The 17,874-nt window shown below is 71.2% G+C and carries 17 protein-coding genes; 13 read left to right on the forward strand and 4 right to left on the reverse strand.

Going from position 1 to position 17,874, the window contains the following annotated elements; genetic code table 11:
- Positions 1 to 95 precede the first annotated feature (95 nt).
- From DFJ67_RS24710 to DFJ67_RS24730, 5 genes are all read left to right on the forward strand, one after another.
- Complete coding sequence (locus DFJ67_RS24710; RefSeq protein WP_170215958.1) at positions 96 to 2,669, forward strand: DUF4062 domain-containing protein; 2,574 nt, start codon at positions 96 to 98, stop codon at positions 2,667 to 2,669.
- Positions 2,670 to 2,684: 15 nt separating this feature from the next.
- On the forward strand, positions 2,685 to 3,338 hold the full coding sequence (locus DFJ67_RS24715; protein ID WP_116070191.1) for an HAD family hydrolase: 654 nt from the start codon (positions 2,685 to 2,687) through the stop codon (positions 3,336 to 3,338).
- 99 nt (positions 3,339 to 3,437) lie between these two features.
- Positions 3,438 to 4,034 (forward strand): TIGR03086 family metal-binding protein, encoded by a 597-nt coding sequence (locus tag DFJ67_RS24720; RefSeq protein WP_116070192.1) that lies wholly within the window; start codon positions 3,438 to 3,440, stop codon positions 4,032 to 4,034.
- A 92-nt stretch (positions 4,035 to 4,126) separates the two neighbouring features.
- Positions 4,127 to 4,636: an RICIN domain-containing protein gene (locus tag DFJ67_RS24725; protein WP_147315588.1), complete on the forward strand. Its 510-nt coding sequence runs from the start codon at positions 4,127 to 4,129 to the stop codon at positions 4,634 to 4,636.
- Positions 4,637 to 4,649: 13 nt separating this feature from the next.
- Entirely contained in the window at positions 4,650 to 6,188 is a 1,539-nt protein-coding gene (locus DFJ67_RS24730) for a GH25 family lysozyme (protein ID WP_116070194.1), read from the forward strand.
- Between the two features lie 19 nt (positions 6,189 to 6,207).
- On the opposite strand, the gene DFJ67_RS24735 is transcribed toward DFJ67_RS24730, so the two are convergent.
- Positions 6,208 to 6,783 (reverse strand): hypothetical protein, encoded by a 576-nt coding sequence (locus DFJ67_RS24735; RefSeq protein ID WP_116070195.1) that lies wholly within the window; start codon positions 6,781 to 6,783, stop codon positions 6,208 to 6,210.
- 229 nt (positions 6,784 to 7,012) lie between these two features.
- Between DFJ67_RS24735 and DFJ67_RS24740 the strand changes: the two genes are divergently transcribed.
- The 7 genes from DFJ67_RS24740 (at position 7,013) to DFJ67_RS24770 (ending at position 13,079) form a co-directional block, all read left to right on the forward strand.
- Entirely contained in the window at positions 7,013 to 7,807 is a 795-nt protein-coding gene (locus tag DFJ67_RS24740) for an ABC transporter ATP-binding protein (protein ID WP_116070196.1), read from the forward strand.
- Complete coding sequence (locus DFJ67_RS24745; protein ID WP_116070197.1) at positions 7,804 to 8,526, forward strand: ABC transporter ATP-binding protein; 723 nt, start codon at positions 7,804 to 7,806, stop codon at positions 8,524 to 8,526. The genes DFJ67_RS24740 and DFJ67_RS24745 overlap by 4 nt, the downstream gene beginning before the upstream one ends.
- 35 nt (positions 8,527 to 8,561) lie before the next feature.
- Positions 8,562 to 9,440 carry a branched-chain amino acid ABC transporter permease gene (locus tag DFJ67_RS24750; RefSeq protein ID WP_116070198.1) on the forward strand — a complete coding sequence of 293 codons (879 nt, stop codon included), beginning with the start codon at positions 8,562 to 8,564 and terminating at the stop codon, positions 9,438 to 9,440.
- Positions 9,437 to 10,567 carry a branched-chain amino acid ABC transporter permease gene (locus tag DFJ67_RS24755; protein ID WP_239096997.1) on the forward strand — a complete coding sequence of 377 codons (1,131 nt, stop codon included), beginning with the start codon at positions 9,437 to 9,439 and terminating at the stop codon, positions 10,565 to 10,567. The genes DFJ67_RS24750 and DFJ67_RS24755 overlap by 4 nt, the downstream gene beginning before the upstream one ends.
- A 51-nt stretch (positions 10,568 to 10,618) precedes the next feature.
- Positions 10,619 to 11,914, forward strand: a complete 1,296-nt coding sequence (locus tag DFJ67_RS24760) for an ABC transporter substrate-binding protein (protein ID WP_116070199.1) — start codon at positions 10,619 to 10,621, stop codon at positions 11,912 to 11,914.
- 78 nt (positions 11,915 to 11,992) lie between these two features.
- Positions 11,993 to 12,595: a TetR/AcrR family transcriptional regulator gene (locus DFJ67_RS24765; protein ID WP_116070200.1), complete on the forward strand. Its 603-nt coding sequence runs from the start codon at positions 11,993 to 11,995 to the stop codon at positions 12,593 to 12,595.
- Between the two features lie 16 nt (positions 12,596 to 12,611).
- The gene (locus DFJ67_RS24770; protein ID WP_116070201.1) at positions 12,612 to 13,079 is read left to right on the forward strand and encodes an alpha/beta fold hydrolase; all 468 of its coding nucleotides are present in this window, start codon (positions 12,612 to 12,614) and stop codon (positions 13,077 to 13,079) included.
- Here the strand turns inward: DFJ67_RS24770 and DFJ67_RS24775 are convergent.
- From DFJ67_RS24775 to DFJ67_RS24780, 3 genes are read right to left on the reverse strand one after another with little or no spacing between them, the layout of a single operon-like run.
- Entirely contained in the window at positions 13,076 to 14,317 is a 1,242-nt protein-coding gene (locus tag DFJ67_RS24775) for an MFS transporter (protein WP_170215959.1), read from the reverse strand. The genes DFJ67_RS24770 and DFJ67_RS24775 overlap by 4 nt on opposite strands.
- Positions 14,314 to 14,586: a hypothetical protein gene (locus DFJ67_RS42845; RefSeq protein WP_170215960.1), complete on the reverse strand. Its 273-nt coding sequence runs from the start codon at positions 14,584 to 14,586 to the stop codon at positions 14,314 to 14,316. The genes DFJ67_RS24775 and DFJ67_RS42845 overlap by 4 nt, the downstream gene beginning before the upstream one ends.
- 33 nt (positions 14,587 to 14,619) lie before the next feature.
- Positions 14,620 to 15,768: a YcaO-like family protein gene (locus tag DFJ67_RS24780; protein WP_147315589.1), complete on the reverse strand. Its 1,149-nt coding sequence runs from the start codon at positions 15,766 to 15,768 to the stop codon at positions 14,620 to 14,622.
- A gap of 88 nt (positions 15,769 to 15,856) precedes the next feature.
- Here DFJ67_RS24780 and DFJ67_RS24785 point away from each other — a divergent pair, with 88 nt between their 5' ends.
- Positions 15,857 to 17,872, forward strand: a complete 2,016-nt coding sequence (locus tag DFJ67_RS24785) for a S9 family peptidase (RefSeq protein ID WP_116070204.1) — start codon at positions 15,857 to 15,859, stop codon at positions 17,870 to 17,872.
- The last annotated feature ends 2 nt before the right edge of the window (positions 17,873 to 17,874 follow it).

Below are 17,874 nucleotides of genomic sequence, written 5' to 3' on the forward strand. Positions count from 1 at the left end.
CTGGGGCCTCTGGCGTCACCCCGGTCGCAGCGGCCCCAATGCTCGGCATCGCCGAACCTCGGCGCGCGGCGGTGCGCACGCACGAGACTGGGGATGTGGGGCTTGCGGAGGAGCGGTTCGAGCCGATGATCCGGACTCCGGATCAGCGGTTGCGGGTTTTCGTCAGCTCGACGCTGCGCGAACTGGCCGACGAGCGGGTGGTGGTGGCGCAGGCCATCGGGGATCTGCGGCTGACCCCGGTGATGTTCGAGCAGGGTGCCCGCCCGCACCCGCCGCAGGCGGTCTACCGCGCCTATCTCGAACAGAGCGACATCTTCATCGGCCTTTACTGGAAGCAGTACGGATGGCTGGCGCCCGGCATGGCGGTCTCGGGCCTGGAAGACGAGTTCGAGCTGGCGGGGGCACTGCCGCGGCTGGTCTACGTCAAGGACGCGGCCGCCGAGCGCGAGGCGCGGCTCGACCAGCTGCTTGACCGCATCGGCGGGGAAGGCTCGACCTCGTTCCGCTACTTCCGCGACGGCGCCGAGCTGAGCCGGCTGGTCCGCGACGACCTCGCCGTGCTGTTGAGCGAGCGGTTCGCCGCCACCCGGCCCACCGTCGCGGGCGGCACGGGGCCGAATCCGTTGCCGGTCGGGCGGACCTCGCTGGTCGGGCGGGAGCGGGCCATCGACGAGGTGGCCGGCCTGCTGGGGCGGCCCGACGCGCGGCTGGTGACGCTGACCGGGACGGGCGGCGTTGGCAAGACCCGGCTGGCGGTCGCCGCGGCCGAGCGGTTGCACGAGCGCTTCTCCGCTCGGGTGGTGTTCGTGCCGCTGGCCGGGCTGACCGAGCCCGACCAGGTGATGGCCGCGATCGCCCGCAACGTCGGTGCCGACCTGGCCGGGGCGGTGGCGCCGTTGCACGCGCTGGCCGGTCAGCTCGGCGACGAACAGTGGCTGCTGGTGCTCGACAATCTGGAGCAGGTGGTCAGTGCGGCCGGTGAGCTCGGCGAGCTGCTCGCCGGGTGCCCGGGTGTCACGATCCTGGCCACCAGCCGCACGGTGCTGGATCTGCGGGCCGAGCGCGAATACCCGGTGCCGCCGCTGCCGCTGCCCGCCGCGGCCACCGAGCTGCCGATCGAGGAGCTGAGGGCGAACCCGGCGGTGGCGTTGTTCGTCGACCGGGCCCGCGCGGTGCACTACAACTTCGCCCTCACCGACGACAACGCCGCGGCCGTGGTGCGGATCTGTCGCCGGTTGGAAGGCCTGCCGCTGGCGATCGAGCTCGCCGCCGCGCGTACCCGATTGCTCGATCCTGCTGCCTTGTTGGCCCGGCTGACCACCTCGCTGGACGCGCTCGGCTCCGGCGCCCGAGACCTGCCGGCCCGGCAACGCACGTTGCGCGACACGGTGGAGTGGAGCGTCGACCTGCTCGAAGCGCCCGAGCGGTCGCTGCTGGAGACCGCGGCCGTGTTCGTCGACGGCTGGACCATCGACGCCGCGGCCGATGTCGCCGGTCTCGACGAGAACGAGACGCTCGACCTGACCGACGCGCTGGCCCGGCACAGCCTGATCCAGCTCGAGCACACCGGTCTGGGCCTGCGCTGCCGGATGCTGGAGACCGTTCGCACCTATGTCGCCGAGCGGCTGGCGGCCCATCCCGACGTCACCGCCATCCGGCACCGGCACGCCGACCACTACCAGGCGCTGGCCCGGCAGGCCGACCGGCCGCTGCGCGGCATGGGTCAGCGCGAGTGGGTCGAGCGGTTGCAGACCGAGGCGAGCAACCTGGCCGTCGCGGTGGAGTGGTATCTGGCCAACGATCTCACCCCGTTGCCGCACCTGTATCGGGTGCTGTGGCCGTTCTGGTCGCAGCGGGACCATCTGGCCGAGGTCCGCACCTGGGTCGACCAGTTGCTGCCCGCCGTCGACTCGTTCGACCCGCACGCGCAGGCCGAGCTGTTGTGGACGGCCACGGTCACCGCCCGGGAAACCGGTGACGACCCGGCCGCGCTGGCCGCCCGCGAGCGGCTCGAACCGCTGCTGCCCGGCATCGAGGAGCCCTATCTGCACGCGGCGACCCAGCTCGCCATGGCGTGGACCTCGACGATGGTCGGCGACGTGCCCGGCGCGCTGCGCGAGGCCCTGGCGGCGATCGAGGAGTTCCGTGGCCAGGACGAACCGCTCGGCAGCGCCTCGGCCTTCCTGACCGCCGGCTCGCTGGAGACCACCACCGGCGATCTCGACGAGGCGCACGAGCACCTGACCATCGCCAACAACCTCGGGTTCGAGCTCGACAACGCCTGGCTGGCGGCCACCTCCCAGGTGCTGCTGGGCACCCTGGCCCTGGTGCGCGGTCGCCCGGCCGACGCCCGGGCGCTGTTCGACGAGGGCCTCGAGCTGAGCCTGGCCGCCTACAGCACCCAGCTCGTGACGCTGTGCCTGGCCATGTTCGCTCAACTGTCCGTCGTGGATAGTCAGCCCGAACGCGCGGCGCTGCTGTTGGGCGCGGCCGACGGGCTGCGCCGGCGGGCCGGGCTGCGGGTCTATCCGTCGCTCCGGGCCCGCGAGACCGAGCTGGCCAACCGGCTTCGCGAGGCGCTCGGCGAGCCCACGTTCGAGCGCGTGCACGCCGCGGGCGCCCGGCTCAACCGCCCGGAGGCCGTCGCCGCCGCACACGAGCGGCAATGATCTAGCATCACCCGCGTGTATCGGGCCGTGCTGCTGGACGTCTATGGCACGCTCCTGCGTGACGACGGTGCCTGGGAGGCCGAGGCCGCCGCCCTGATCGCCGGTCTCGCCGGTGTCGAGCCCGATGTTGTGGCCGCCGAGTGGTCCACCCGGCTCTGGGCGATGGCCGACCATGCGCACGGCACAGACTTCCGCCCGTTGGCCGACCTCAACCGCGACAGTCTCAATGAGACAGCGACCCATTTCGGGGTACGCGTGGACGCGCGCGAGCTGTCCCGACCCCGTCCACACCCGTCGCTGTTCCCCGACAGCCTGCCGTTCCTGGCCGCCCTCGACGTGCCGGTCTGCCTGGTCTCCGACGCGGACCGCGACAGTCTGATGGCCGCGCTCGACCACCACCGGATCACAGTGGACGGTGTCGTCACCAGTGAGGACGCCCGGGCCTACAAGCCGCGCCCGGAGCCGTTCCTGCTCGCCCTGCGCCGGCTCGACCTGGCACCCTCCCACGTCATCCATGTCGGTGACTCTCCGGAGTGTGACGTCGCCGGTGCCGGCGCGCTGGGCATCCACACGGCCTTCCTCCGGCGCGAGGGCCGCCCTCTGCCGGCGCACCTGACCGCCACCCACACGATCGACAGCTTGACCGCGTTGCTGCCGATCTTCGGCTGATCCGAGGTTGCCTCTTGAACGGAAGGATCCGTTCCGTTAGAGTTGTGGTTAGAACGGAACGGGGCACTCCGTTCCGAATGCGAGACCAAGGAGTCGGTCATGAACAGCAACATCACCATCAGCGGCTGGGACGTCATGGACGAGGCGCACCGGGTGCTGCGCGCGACGGTCGCGGGCGTCTCCGCCGGCGACTGGGACCGGCCAACCCCGTGCGCGGAGTGGACCGTCACCCAGGTGCTCCAGCACGCGGCCGGCGACCAGCTCGGCTACGCCGCGGCGATCACCGGGGAGGGCGGCCCGACCGAGAACCCGTTCGCACCGTCCGGCCGCCTCACCGAGGACCCGATGGACTTCCTCAACCCGACCCTCAACGCGGCGGCCGCCGCCTGGGCGACGGTCGGCAAAGACGTCGAGACCGCGCTGACCCCGCTGCCGCTGGGCCCGCTGCCCACCTGGGTCGGCTCCGGTGCCGCAGCCCTGGATGCCGCCGTGCACGCGTGGGACATCGCCGTCGCCACCGGGCAGCCGTCGCCACTGACCGACGAGCTCGCCGCGAGCCTGATGAAGGTCGCGCTGGAGATGGTCGAGCCGCTGCGCGCCTTCGCCTTCGCACCGGCGATCGCGCCGGAGCCCACCGACACCGACGCCGCCGCGCTGCTGAAGTTTCTCGGCCGCCGCCCCGACTGGGCCGCCTGAATAGATGAGCGTCCGGTCGGCCGATGCCCCGGCGCGCCGGCCGGGGTCGAGACTGACTATTGACGCTCCTCCATGGTGAAAGAGGAATCGCAGTGAGAATACGGGGTCTCATTGCCGCCGGCGTGCTGGTGGCGACCGTGATCGGCACGTTGGTGCCGGCCAGCGCCGCGAGCGCGGCCAACTCCTACGGCTTCCGCAACAGCAACTCGCTGCTCTGCATGGCTGCCCGGGCGGGCAGTGGCGAGCGGCCGGTGGTCCAGACCACCTGTGACTTCACTGTCCCGGCCTACTGGGCCGACCAGCACTGGCTGTTGCCCGGCTACCTACAGCGCACCCAGATCAAGAACGTCGCCCTCGGGCTGTGTCTGGTGGCCCGCGGCAGCGGCGAGACCGCGGTGGTCGCGACGGGCTGCGGGTCCTACGAAGACCAGGTCTGGACGGCGGTCTACGACGCCAACACCAGCACCTACCAATACTTCAACAACAACTCCGGTCTTTGTCTGGCCGCACGCGGCTCGGGCGAGTCGCGGGTCATCGTGACCACCTGCGACGACGCGGTCGGCCAGTTCTGGCGCGACCAGCATTGGTATTCGACCGCCTAGCGATGAGGTAGCCATGGCACGCAGGGGTGTGGCGGTGCTGCTGGGTGTGACCCTGGCAGCGGCGGGTCTGACCATGGTCGCGGCGCCGGCACAGGCGCTGCCGCCACCACCCGGCTATGCCATCCGCGGCGTCGACGTGTCCTATTTCCAGGGTCCGGCGCTCGACTGGGCCGCGCTGGCCCGCGGCGGCACGAAGTTCGCCTACATCCGGGTCAGCGAGCAGGACGGGCGGCCCCTGTCCAACAACAACCCGGATCCGTTCTTCGCCACCAACTGGGCCGGCGCGCGGGCCAACGGTGTCTACGCCGGTGCCTACCACCGCGCCCGGCCCGGCCTCAGCAGCGGCAAGCAGCAGGCCGACGTGCTGCTCGACCTGGCGCCCTACGCGGCCGACGGGCTCAGCCTGCCGCCCATGCTCGACATCGAGTGGCCGCGGGCCGACTGGGGCCTGGGCGACTGCTACAACATGACGCCGGCCCAACTGGTGGCCTGGGTCCAGGAGTTCGTCACCGAGATCGCCGTGCGCACCGGGCGCCAGGCCATGATCTACACCAACACCAACTGGTGGAACCCGTGCACGGCCAGCAGCACCCGGTTCGCCGCCAACCCGCTGTTCCTCGCCAACTATTCGCAGAACCCGCCACCGCTGCCGGCCGGCTGGCCGTCGTTCGCCATCTGGCAGCACGCCGCCGGCACCGCCATCCCCGGCTCCGACTGGTCCTCACCCGACCTCGACGTGTTCAAGGGCGACTACCCGGCGCTGGCCCGGTTGGTCGGGGGCCCGGCGACCAGCCTCCAGGCGACCATCAACAACCGGTATGTCACCGCGGCCAGTGCCGGTGCCGCACCGCTGATCGCCAACCGCACCGCGATCGGGCCGTGGGAGCAGTTCGACCAGATCGACGTGGGCGGCGGGTTCGTCGCGTTGCGGGCCCGCGTCAACGGTCGCTTCGTCACCGCCGACAAGGCCGGCGCGGCGCCGCTGATCGCCAACCGCACGGCGGTGGGCGCCTGGGAGAAGTTCGCGATCGTCACCAACGCCGACGGCACGATCAGCCTGCGCGCCAACGCCAACAACAGGTTCGTGACGGCCGAGAAGGCCGGCGCCGCCGCGCTGATCGCCAACCGCACGGCGATCGGCCCCTGGGAGAAGTTCCGCGCCGTCCGGCCGCCGCCGCTGATCAGCCTGCTGGCCAACGCCAACCTCCGCTACGTCAACGCGGCGAGCGCGTTGACCGCCAACCGTGCCGAGATCGGGCCGGGGGAGCAGTATGACCGGATCGACGCCGGTGGCGGGCTGGTCGCCTTCCGCTCCCGGCTCACCGGCCGCTACGTGACCGCCGAGAAGGCCGGCACCCAGCCGCTGATCGCCAACCGCACCACGATCGGCGCCTGGGAGAAGTTCACGGTCGTCACCAACGCCGACGGCACGATCAGCCTGCGCGCCAACGCCAACAACAAATACGTGACCGCCGACAAGTCCGGCGCCGCACCGCTGATCGCCAACCGCACCGCGATCGGCTCCTGGGAGCGGTTCTTCGTGGTCAGCTAGGCATTCACGCGGCCTTCGTTCAGAGGTGCGACACCACCAGCGTGGCCAGCTTCGTGGTGTCGGGCTGGCTGCGCCCGGTCTGCGGCGCGTCCTTGACGCCCGTGGAGATGAGCAGCAGGTCGTCGCCGACCAGCACCAGGATCTGGCCGTTGGGCGTGTCCCAGTAGGCGTCGTCGCCGAGGCCGGGGATGCCCACGGCGTCGGCGGTCCGCTGGTTGCTGAACTGCGACTTGTTGTCGGCCGCGCCGGCCGCCGTCAGCGCCTCGCGGTGGCCGACGTTGGCGTAGCGGGTGCCGTCGGCGGTCCAATAGACGCACGACAGGAACTTGGTGTCCTTGGCGCCGGGCTCGACCTCGCTGGTGCGCGGCTCGGGGTTCATCGGCGCGTTCAGCACCGCCGTGGCGTCTTCGATGCGGTGGAACCCGCAGCCGGCCGCGGGCGAGGCGGGAGCCGCGGTGGCCGCGGGCGCGGTCGCGCTCGCTGCCGGCGCGCTGGGCGCCGCCGGGGCCGGTGCCGCTGGGTCGCCCGACGTGGTGTCGGCACACCCGGCCAGCACGACGACCGTGGCGAGCGCGGCGAACCTGATCAATCGCATGGCGTCCTCCGTCCTATGTGCCCGCCAAGGTAGGCAGCGCCGGCGCCGGTGCCACGGATCAGTCGGTTGCACGACTAAGAGCGTTATGCTTATCGATCTCTTTCCGGCCGCCGCGACCCGGCCGTACACCCTCTTGTAACGACCCTGCAACGAGGGCATTGACGACGCTCGCGAGAAAAGTACACTCCCAGTGTAAATAGCTGAGCGTCGCTGCTGGTGGGAGGTGAACATGACGTCGCAACCCACCGGCGGAACCGTCCTTGAGCTGCGCGGCGTCGGGGTCAGCTTCGGTGGTCTGGTCGCGCTCGAAGACGTCTCGCTGGCCGCCGCGGCGGGCACCGTCGTCGGGGTCATCGGGCCCAACGGGGCAGGCAAGACGACCCTGTTCAACGTGGTCTGCGGGTTCGTCGAGCCCAACGCGGGTGCTGTCCTCTTCGAAGGTTCGCCGCTGCGGCCCCGCCCGCACCGGCTCGCCTCCCAGGGCATCGCCCGCACGCTCCAGGGTGTCGGCCTGTTCCGCGGCCTCACCGTGCTGGAAAACGTGATGGCCGGCGCGACACACAGCGCCCGCGCGGGCCTGGTGTCGGCGATGCTCGGGCTGCCGCGCAGCGACCGCGACGAGCGCCGGTTGCGCGACGAGGCGATGACCCTGCTCGACGAGTTGGGCGTCGCCGAGCACGCGCGGGCCTGGCCCGACACGCTGCCCTACGCGGTCGGCAAGCGGGTCGCGCTGGCCCGCGCGCTGGTCGCCCGCCCACGCCTGCTGCTGCTCGACGAGCCGGCCGGCGGCCTCGGCGGCGACGACGTCGACGAGCTCGCGGCCTTGATCGTCGACCTGCCGGCACGGGCGTCCGCCGGCTGCTCGGTGATGCTCGTCGAGCACCACATGGACCTGGTGATGAAGGTCTGCGACCAGATCGTGGTCCTCGACTTCGGTCGCGTCGTCGCCTCCGGCACCCCCGGCGAGATCCGCGACAACCCGGCCGTGGCCGAGGCCTACCTCGGTGCGGAGGTGCAGTCGTGAGCGAAGCCGACGTGCTGGTCGTCGACAAGGTCAACGCTGGCTACGGTGCCGTGCCGGTGCTGCGCGACGTCGACCTCACCGTGCCGGCCGGCACGATCACGGCCGTGCTCGGCGCCAACGGCGCGGGCAAGACGACGTTGCTGCGCACGATCACCGGCCTGGTCAGGCCGAGCGGTGGCCGCATCCTGTTCAGCGGCGCCGACCTGCGGGCCGTCAAGGTCGAGCAACTCGTCCGCCGTGGGATCGCACACGTGCCCGAAGGGCGCGGTGTGGTCGCCGAGCTGACCGTCGACGAGAACCTGCGGCTCGGCGGGCTGTGGCGCAGCGACAAGGCCGACGCGAAGAAGGCGACCGCCGAGGTCTACGAGCTGTTCGAGCCGCTGGCGCGCCGGCGCAACCACCTCGGCCACCAGCTCTCCGGCGGCGAGCGGCAGATGCTCGCCCTCGGCCGGGCGCTGGTCGCCCGGCCCACCCTGCTGCTGCTCGACGAGCCCTCGCTCGGCCTCGCACCCAAGGTGACCGCGCAGATCATGGCGCTGCTCAAGCAGCTCCGCGACACCACCGGGCTGACCGTGTTGCTGGTCGAGCAGAACGTGCGCGGCGCGCTGTCCATCGCCGACCGGGGGGTGGTGATGTCGCTCGGCCGGATCGTCTTGTCCGCCGACGCCGACCAACTGCTCGCCGACGACCGCTTGCGCCACGCCTACCTCGGCTTCTGACCTGCACCGCCCCGCTGCGCGAAAGGAGCCGCGGTTTGGACCGCTTCATCTTCCTCACCTTCGACGGGTTGTCGCGGGGAGCCGTTTATGCCGCGTTCGCACTCGCGCTGGTGCTGATCTGGCGCGCGGCGCGGGTGGTCAACTTCGCGCAGGGTGCGATGGCCGTCGTGACCGCCTATGCGGCGTACACCATCTCCGATGCCGTCGGCTCTTATCTCGTCGGTTTCATCGTCGCGCTGGTCGGCGGGCTGGCGCTGGGTGCGCTGGTGGAGCGCGGCCTGATGCGGTTCGTCGGCCATGCCAACCCGCTCAACGACGTGATCGTCGCGCTCGGCCTGGTGCTGTTCCTGACGGCCGTCGTCGGCATGATCTTCGGCGGTGAATACCGCGCGGCCAACCAGCCGTTCGACACGTCGGCGATCGAGGTCGGCGGCATCCCGCTGATGAGCAGATACGACCTGTTCATCTGGGGTTCGGTGGCCACGATGGTGGTGCTGCTGGCGCTGCTGTTCACCCGCACGGCCATCGGGCTGCGGATGCGGGCGGCGGCGTTCGCGCCCGAGGTGTCGCGCCTGCTCGGCGTCAACGTGGGCCGGATGCTCACCCTCGGCTGGGCGCTGGCCGCGGCCGTCGGTGCGGTCGCCGGCGTGCTGATCCTGCCGACCGAGCTCGGCCTCCATCCACATGCGATGGACATCGTGTTCGCGTCGTCGTTCGCGGCGGCCATCGTGGGCGGCCTCGACAGCCCGGTCGGCGCGGTGGTCGGCGGGATCATCGTCGGCCTGATCCTGTCCTACGTCAGTGGCTATTTCGGCGCGGCGCTCACGCCGATCGCGGTGCTCGTCGTGCTGCTCGCGGTGCTGTTGCTCCGGCCGGGCGGGATCTTCTCGAGCGTACGGGCGAGGACGGTATGAGCACGACCAAGCCGGCTGAGCGCAAGACCGTGCCCGTCCAGGCCACCCGGTCGCGGATGAGCCGGTTCGTGGTGCCCAGCCCGCTGCGGCCCGGCGAAGGATCGACGCTGTTGCGGCACCTGCTCTGGGTGGCCGTCGCCGCGGTGGTGGTCTACTTCGTCAGCTACGGCATCGACCCGTTCCGCAACTACCAACTCGCGACCGTCGCGGCCTACCTGTGCGTGACCGCCGGCCTGACGATGCTCACCGGCCTCAACGGGCAACTCTCGCTCGGGCACGGCGCGCTGATGGCCTGCGGCGCCTACACGGTGGCCCTGGCGCAAAACGAGTTCAGCGACCGCGACCTGTTCGGGCCCTGGCGGTTGCCCATCTCGCTCGCTCTCGGCGTGCTCGTCGCGGCGCTGGCCGGCGCGCTGATCGGCGTGTGCGCCGCCCGGCTCCGCGGGCCCTACCTGGCCGGCGTCACGCTCGCGGTCGCCCTGGTCGTGCCGGCGTTCACCACCCGGTTCGCCGACCTCTTCAACGCCGACCAGGGTTTGTCGGTCTATGTGGACTCACCGCCCGCCGGGCTCGGTCCCTACTTCCCGCCGGAGCGGTGGCAGGCGTGGATCGCGATCGGCGCCGCCATGCTGTCGCTGCTGATCGTCGCCAACCTGGTCAACAGCCGGTTCGGCCGGGCCTTCAAGGCGGTCCGCGACGACGAGGTGGCGGCCAAGCTGGTCGGCATCCACGTCGCCCGCACCCAGGTGCTCGCGTTCGTGGTCAGTGCCGGCTGCGCCGGCCTCGGCGGCGGCGTGCTGGCCGTCATCTCGCAGAGCGTGTCACCGAGCGTCTTCGGGCTCACGCTGTCGCTCAACCTGCTGCTGGCCATCGTGCTCGGCGGCCTGGGCAGCCTGTTCGGCGCCGCGTGGGGCGCGCTGCTGCTCGTGCTCCTGCCTTATCTCACCACCGAGGTCACCCGCGGGTTCGAGCTGAGCCCGCGGCTGGCAAACAAGTTGGAAGGCAACCTCCCGCTGGCCATCTTCGGCCTGACGCTGATCATCGTGATGCTCGTCGCGCCCGGCGGCATCCAGGACGCCTTCCGCGCCTTGGGCCGGACGGTCCGCCGCCGGTGGCGCCGGACCTGACGGCCTCGCACCGCACCCCTATCCCGAGTCCACCATCCGAACAGGAGAGCCATGCTTCGCAACGCACGTCGCGGCATAGTGGTCGCCGCATGTCTCGCACTGATCGCCACCAGCGCCGCATGTTCCGACGACGCGCCGAGCACCGGCGGGGGTGGGACCGCGGCCGCCGTGCCGGGTGTCACCGACACCGAGATCACGCTCGGCACGCACATGCCGCTGACCGGCCCGGCCGCCGCCGGCTACTCCAAGATCGCCCCGGCGTCCAAGGCCTTCTTCGACTACGTCAACGCCAACGGCGGCGTCAACGGCCGCAAAATCAAATACCTGATCGAAGACGACGGCTACAACCCGGCCAACACCCAGACCGTCGTACGCAAGCTCGTCCTCGAGGACAAGGTCTTCGCGATCCTCAATGGACTCGGCACGCCGACGCACACCGGTGTGCTCGACTTCCTGAAGACCCAGAAGGTGCCGGACCTCTTTGTCGCGTCGGGCAGCCGGAGCTGGAACCAGCCGGAGAAATACCCGACGACGTTCGGCTACCAGCCCGACTACACGGTCGAGGGCAAGATCATCGCCGACTACGTCAAGAAGAACTTCCCCGGCAAGGTCGTCTGCCACATGGGCCAGGACGACGACTTCGGCCGCGACAGCCTGGCCGGTGTGGAGCAGGTGCTCGGCGCCGACGGCGTCAAGTCGAAGCAGAAATACGTCACCAGCAACACCAACATCACGCCCCAGATCCAGGCCTTCAAGGCGGCCGGCTGCCAGGTCGTCATCTCCGCGACGATCCCCGCCTTCACCGCGCTGTCCCTCGGCACCGCGGCCAAGCTCGGCGGCTTCCGGCCACAGTGGATCCCGTCCAGCGTCGGCGCCGACTACACCACGCTCGCCGGCCTGCTCGGCGACGGCAAGGTCCTGCTCGAGGGCCTGATCGCCCCCGGCTACCTGCCCGTCTCGACCGACGCCGCCAACCCGTGGATCCAGCTCTTCCAGAAGGTCAACAAGGAATACAACGGCAACGCACCCTTCGACGGCAACGTCGTCTTCGGCATGAACGTCGCCTACCTGACCGTGCAGTCCCTGCTCAAGGCCGGCAAGGACCTGACCCGCGAGAGCCTGATCGCGGCGGTCGAGTCGGGCGGCTTCAAGAACGCGGCGGTCGGCCCCTACCGCTACTCGAAGACCGACCACTCCGGCATCGGCGGCATGCAGATGGGCAAGGTCACCGCCGGTGTGCAGGCGGCCTTCGGCCCGGTCGTGCAGACCGACGACGCGGCCGGCCCGGTCACCGAATACACGGAGGCGGCAGCCCCGCCGCCGGCGAACGGCATCCCGACGGCCTGACCGCCGTCAGCCCGGTGTCGGGCCGCCGCCCCTCGGCGGCCCGGCACCGCGCTGCCACCCGGATGACCGGAGGTCGGCATGGACGGCCGAGTGGCCCGTTCCGAACGCAGCCGGCGCGCGATCGTCGCGGCCCACCTGGCCCTCATCGACGAGGGCGACCTGCGCCCGACCGGCGAACGCATCGCCGGACGCGCCGGCCTCTCGGTCCGTTCACTATGGACCAATTTCAAGGACATGGAATCGTTGTACGCGGCCACCGGCGCACTGGTGAACGAACGCCGCGACGCCCTGCACCGGCCGGTTCCGGCGGACCTGCCGCTCGCGGAGCGGGTCGCGTTGTTCTGCGCCCAACGGGCCGAGGCCCTGGAGATGCTGGCGCCCTCGGCCCGGGCGTCGGCGCTACGCGAGCCGTTCTCCGCGGCGCTGCGTGCCAATCGAGCGGCCAATGTCGCCCGGGTCCGGGCTCACGTCGAGGAGACCTTCGCAGCGGAGTTGGCGCTGGCCGGCGTGGGCCGTGAGCCGCTGGCTGATGCCCTGACGGTGGCGTGCACCTGGTCGACGTGGTCGATGCTGCGCGACATCCTGCACCTGTCGATCGCCGACGCCCGTGCCAACATGCACCGGACGATGTGGGGCCTGCTGATGGCCCCGATCCCGACGGGAGCCACGCCGAGCCGTTGACCGCTAGCGTGCACCCATGCGGCTTCTGATGGCTGGCACCGTGGAACGTGTGGTCGTGCTGTTCGGTTCGGAGGTCGATCCTGATCCGGAGCTGACCTGGGCGCGCGGGATAACGCTCGTCGGTGACGACGGCACCGAGGTGGATCAACCTGGGCCGTTTGGCGTCGTCGGCTGGTCGGTCGCCGGGCTGGATGCGTTGGCGTTCGCCGCTCGTCACCCCGGGCTGGTGGATCGACTCGCATTGGTCGCGACCCCGATCCCGGACGACGAGGCCGCGCTGGGGTTCGAACTGTCCGACATCACCGCCAAGACCTTGCTGCTGTTCGGCGCCAAGGACCCGCTGACCGGCTCCCGGCATGGCACCTGGTGGCAGCGGCGACTACCCGACGCGCGGCTGGAGATATACCCGCAAGGCGGGCATGACCTGCTGGTGCCCGCCTGGAAACGGACCCTGTCCCACCTCGCCCCGCACTGCAAGCGCTAGTCGACCGCGAGGCGTAGCCCGCGCACAGGTGAGGCATAGACCAGGACGATGCTCAGCGCGGCCGGCACTGCCAGCAGCAGGTAGGCGGTCCGGACGCCGTAGGCGTCGGCACTCAGACCGCCGAGCAGAGCGCCGAACGGGGTGCCGCCCCAGGCGAGCATGCGTCCGGTGGTGTTGACCCGGCCCTGCAACTCGTCGGGCGTGAGCAACTGCCGCACCGTGATGCCGTTCGCGTTCACCGCGAGCCGGGCCACCGACCAGATCCACCACACACCGAGTGCCAGGATGAACGTCGACGTGCCGGCCAGGCCGACCACGGCCGCCACGAACAGGACCAGCCCGCCGAGCGACACCAGGCCCTGACCGGCCCAGCGGCTGACCCGGGGGAGGATGACGGCGGCGACCAGCGCGCCGACCGCTCCGGCGGCGTAGAGCAGGCCCAGGCGCTTGTCTTCCGAGCTCAGGCCCAAGGCCTGGTCGGCGTGCACGACGAGCAGGCCCAGCACGCCGCCGACCCCCACGTTGAGGCCGAAGCCGGCGGCGGTGAGGGTGCGCAGGACCGGCGTACGCCAGAGGTAGCGGAGCCCTTCGGCGATCTCGGCGGTCAGCTTCCGGGCCACGGTCGGGCCGGTGTCCAGCGGCGTCCGGATTCCGGCCAGCAGCACGGCCGACGCCAGGTAGGTGGCGGCGTCCGCGGCCAGGACCAGGCTCGGATCGGCGAGCGCGGCCAGCAGTCCGGCGGCAGCCGGTGCGGCGATCTCCAGCACTATCTCGGTTGTCCAGATGACGCTGTTGGCCCGGGTGACCCGGGACCGGCCGACCACGCGGACGAAGGCGCCCCAGGCCGCCGCGTCGAACCAGCAGAAGCCGCAGCCGACGCCGAACGCCACGAGCAGCACGTGCCAGGACGCGAGCGCGTCGAACGCCGCGGCGACCGGGACGGTGACGAGCAGCAGGGCGCAGCAGATGTCTGCGGCGATCATCATGCGTTTGCGCCGCAGCCGGTCGGCGGCGGCGCCGGCGAAGAGGCCGAACAGCAGGTAGGGCAGGGCTTCCAGGCCGACCACGGCGGCGGTCAGCGCCGGGGACGCGCTCGTGCGGTAGACCAGCAGCGGCAGGGCGACGGCGCTGGCGGCGGTGCCGGCGATGGAGATGGACCGGGCGAGATACCAGCGGGTGAAGTCGTGGTCGAACAGCCGGCGCCTTTCGACGCCGGCTGTCTCGATGCTTGGGGTCACGGTGTGAGCGTCGCGAGGTGCCGCTCGTCGATGCCGGTGAGGGCGAGGTGCAGGTCGACGGCCAGGTCGTTGTCGGCCGGGTGGTAGCAGCAGTTGACGTCGTCGGAGGGGTGGAAGCAGCCGGCGCCGTTGCCGGGTTCGGCCGCGTGGTGGCAGAGGTTCACGCCGGCGTCCTCGCCGGGATGGAAGCACGGCGAGACGGAACCGCCGCGCAGAGATGGCTGGTCGGCCGGGTGGAAGCAGAAGAAGGCTTCGCCGCGTTTGAACATGTTTCTCCTCGTCTCAAAGCGTTGGACGGTTGCTCAGCCGACCGGTGCCGGCCAGAGGTGCCACCCCCTTCCGGTGGGTATGACGGGCACGCCGTGCCGCACCAGGCTGAAGCGCTCCAGGCCCGGCGCGATCGTGGTGGCCACGGCGATCAGTGAGTCAACCGGCGCGACCTCGCACACGTGAAACCCGACGCCGCGCCGAGCCAACGCCTGCCGGACCTGGTCGAGCCCCCATGACGGGCTCCCGTCTCCCGCCGGGTCGGCGCGCAACGGCACTGAACGTGACCGCAGCCCGTCGAGCGGCATGGCCGCACACCGCTGCAACGCCGGCCACCCCGCGAGCCGTTCGACCGCACTCGACGAGGCCGACGACGGCAGCGTGCACGACTGGATCAGCTCGCCGAGAGCGCGCTCCGCCGCATCCGTCGCCCAGATGGAGGCGCCGGCACCGAACCCGCCCGCCCCGCTGACCGCGAGGTAGACCGGGACGTCCAGGTCGGTCGTGACGTCGAGCAGCCGCACGGGCGAACCGGCCGCGCGCGTGGCCTGCTCGTGCAGCGGGCGCAATCCGGCCGGCAGGTCCACGACGTCGACATCCGGTACGCCGGACACATACCAGCGCAGCAGTGCCTGCCCCAGCCCGTCATGCTCGATGAGCTCGCACAAGCCGTGGTAGACGGCCTCGTCGAGGTCGCTGCCCGCCGCGGTGCCCAGGCTCGACGAGTAGCGCAGCAGGCTCCGGTAGGGCCGCACGTCATCACCGGGTGCCGGCCACCGGTAGTAGCGCGGGTCGGCGAGGAACGTGGGATAACGAACGCCGCCGTAGGAGGCGCACGCCGCCATCGCGGAAGGAAACTCCGCCGCCCACCGCTGCACGACCCGATCGGCGGCCAGTGCGGGTTGCTCCGCCACCGTGGAAGACGCCAGCACCTCGAAAGCGGCCCACCGCCGGTTGTCCCGGGCCGACATCAGATAACGCTCGAGCGCCTCGAAGTGGGCGCTCGCCGCACCTTGCGCACCCGCGCCCTTGCCGGCACCGACCGCGACCGGCTGGCTCCCGCGCGACAGCGTGACCCGCATCGTGGTGTCGAAGACCTCCGCGTGCGGCACCAGGCCGAGCCGGTCGATTTCGGCCGACGCGGTGGCGAGAGCACGCTCGGCGGGCACGGATCGAAACGGCACGGATTCCCCTTCAATGCGGGGACTGCGGTCGACTGTGGACAGTGTCAGCCTCGATCCCCGCTGTCAAGACCCGTGATAGAAAGGCCTGATGGACCGAACCACAAACCCCTTCGCCGACCTCGACGCGTACGTCCGGCTGCCCAGGTTGGGTGGTTTGTGGCTTTCGCCCGACGGGCGCCGGCTCGTCGTCGCCGTGGCGACACCGGATCGCAAGAACACCCGCTACAGCACGGCCTTGTGGGAGGTCGACCCCGAAGGGGAGCGGCCCGCGCGCCGGCTGACCCGCAGCGGCAAGGGTGAGTCGGCCGCCGCCTTCACACCCGCCGGCGACCTGTTGTTCACCTCGGCCCGGCCGGACCCGGACGGCGACGACGACGAGGAGCCACGGGCCGCGCTCTGGCTGCAACCGGCCGGCGGCGGCGACGCCCGGGTGATCGCCAACCCGCCCGGCGGCGTGCGCGGCGTGGTGGTCAGCGAGACCGGGACGCTCGTGGCCGGTTCGATGCTGTTGCCGGCATCGGCCGACCCGGCCGCCGACAAAGATGCCCGCAAGCAGCGCAAGGACACCGGGACCGCGGCGATCCTGCACGAGGAATACCCGATCCGCTTCTGGGACCACGACCTCGGCCCCGACCGCCCCCGCCTGCTGACCGCCAACGTGGCCGGCGACGACGATCTCGAGTTGCGCGACCTCACCGGCCACGCCGGCCGCGCCCTCGACGGCGACCCCGACTGGGATCTCGCCACCGACGGCCGCACCGTGGTCACCAGTTGGGCGGTGCCCGAGCGCAACGGTTCGACGCGGGCCGTCGTGGCCGCGATCGACGTGGCGACCGGCGAGCGTCGGGTGCTCGCCGACGACACCGACCACGACTACCACTCGCCGCGGATCTCCCCAGACGGCACCCGCGTGGCGATCGTCGCCAGCCGCCGCTCCTCGCTCGACGACCCGGGCGACACCTGGCTGGCCCTGGTCTCGCTGGCCGGCGGCCCGATCCAGCCGCTGACCGCCAACTGGGACCGCCGCCCCGACGGCGCCCGGTGGACGCCCGACGGCCGCGCGCTGATCGTGGCGGCCGACGACCAGGGCCGCTCACCCCTGTGGCGGGTCGACACCACGACCGGCGACGTCACCCGGCTGACCGATGACAACGGCGCCTACACCGACATCCGGGTGTCCCCGGACGGACGCTGGGTCTACGCGCTGCGCAGCGCCATCGACAGCGCGCCGGCCCCGATCCGGCTGGCACTGGACAGCCCCACGCCCGAACCCCTGAAAGGCCCGGCCGAAGCCCTCAGCCTGCCCGGCCGCCTGGAGGAGGTCACTACGACAGCGGCCGACGGCACCGAACTGCGCGCCTGGCTCGCACTGCCGACGGACCAGGATCAACCCGCCCCGCTGCTGCTCTGGATCCACGGCGGCCCGGTCAGTTCGTGGAACGCCTGGACCTGGCGCTGGAACCCGTGGATCGCGGTGGCCAACGGCTACGCGGTGCTGCTGCCCGACCCGGCACTGTCCAGCGGCTACGGCTACGAGTTCATCAAGCGCGGCTGGGGAGCCTGGTGCGACGCTCCCTACACCGACCTGATGACGCTGACCGACGCCGTCGAGGCCCGCGACGACATCGACGCGACGCGTACCGCCGCGATGGGTGGCTCGTTCGGCGGCTACATGGCCAACTGGATCGCCGGCCACACCGACCGCTTCGCCGCGATCGTCACGCACGCCTCACTGTGGGCGCTCGACCAGATGCTGACCACGACCGACATGGCGTTCTACTGGGCCCGCGAGTTCACCGGCAAGAACCTGGAGGCCAACTCGCCGCATCACGCCGCCGACGCCATCACGACGCCGATGCTGGTGATCCACGGCGACAAGGACTACCGGGTGCCGATCGGCGAGGCCCTGCGCCTGTGGTGGGACCTGCTGTCGCGGTCGACGGCCGACGACGGCACGACCCCGCACAAGTTCCTCTATTTCCCGGACGAGAACCACTGGATCCTCAAACCCGGAAACGCGAAGGTTTGGTACGCCACCGTGCTGGCGTTCCTCGACCACCACATCAAGGGCGAGGAGTGGAAGCGGCCGCGACTGTTGGGCTGAAG

This window comes from Asanoa ferruginea, assembly GCF_003387075.1.
In the GTDB taxonomy this organism is placed as follows: Bacteria; Actinomycetota; Actinomycetes; order Mycobacteriales; family Micromonosporaceae; genus Asanoa; species Asanoa ferruginea.

Bases quoted from the DNA above. Each gene is read 5' to 3' on its own strand.
- DFJ67_RS24720 (WP_116070192.1), top strand. From the start codon at position 3,438: ATGAACAGCAACATCACCATCAGCGGCTGGGACGTCATGGACGAGGCG.
- DFJ67_RS24730 (WP_116070194.1), top strand. From the start codon at position 4,650: ATGGCACGCAGGGGTGTGGCGGTGCTGCTGGGTGTGACCCTGGCAGCG.
- DFJ67_RS24735 (WP_116070195.1), bottom strand. From the start codon at position 6,783: ATGCGATTGATCAGGTTCGCCGCGCTCGCCACGGTCGTCGTGCTGGCC.
- DFJ67_RS24740 (WP_116070196.1), top strand. From the start codon at position 7,013: ATGACGTCGCAACCCACCGGCGGAACCGTCCTTGAGCTGCGCGGCGTC.
- DFJ67_RS24755 (WP_239096997.1), top strand. From the start codon at position 9,437: ATGAGCACGACCAAGCCGGCTGAGCGCAAGACCGTGCCCGTCCAGGCC.
- DFJ67_RS24760 (WP_116070199.1), top strand. From the start codon at position 10,619: ATGCTTCGCAACGCACGTCGCGGCATAGTGGTCGCCGCATGTCTCGCA.
- DFJ67_RS24765 (WP_116070200.1), top strand. From the start codon at position 11,993: ATGGACGGCCGAGTGGCCCGTTCCGAACGCAGCCGGCGCGCGATCGTC.
- DFJ67_RS24770 (WP_116070201.1), top strand. From the start codon at position 12,612: ATGCGGCTTCTGATGGCTGGCACCGTGGAACGTGTGGTCGTGCTGTTC.
- DFJ67_RS42845 (WP_170215960.1), bottom strand. From the start codon at position 14,586: ATGTTCAAACGCGGCGAAGCCTTCTTCTGCTTCCACCCGGCCGACCAG.
- DFJ67_RS24785 (WP_116070204.1), top strand. From the start codon at position 15,857: ATGGACCGAACCACAAACCCCTTCGCCGACCTCGACGCGTACGTCCGG.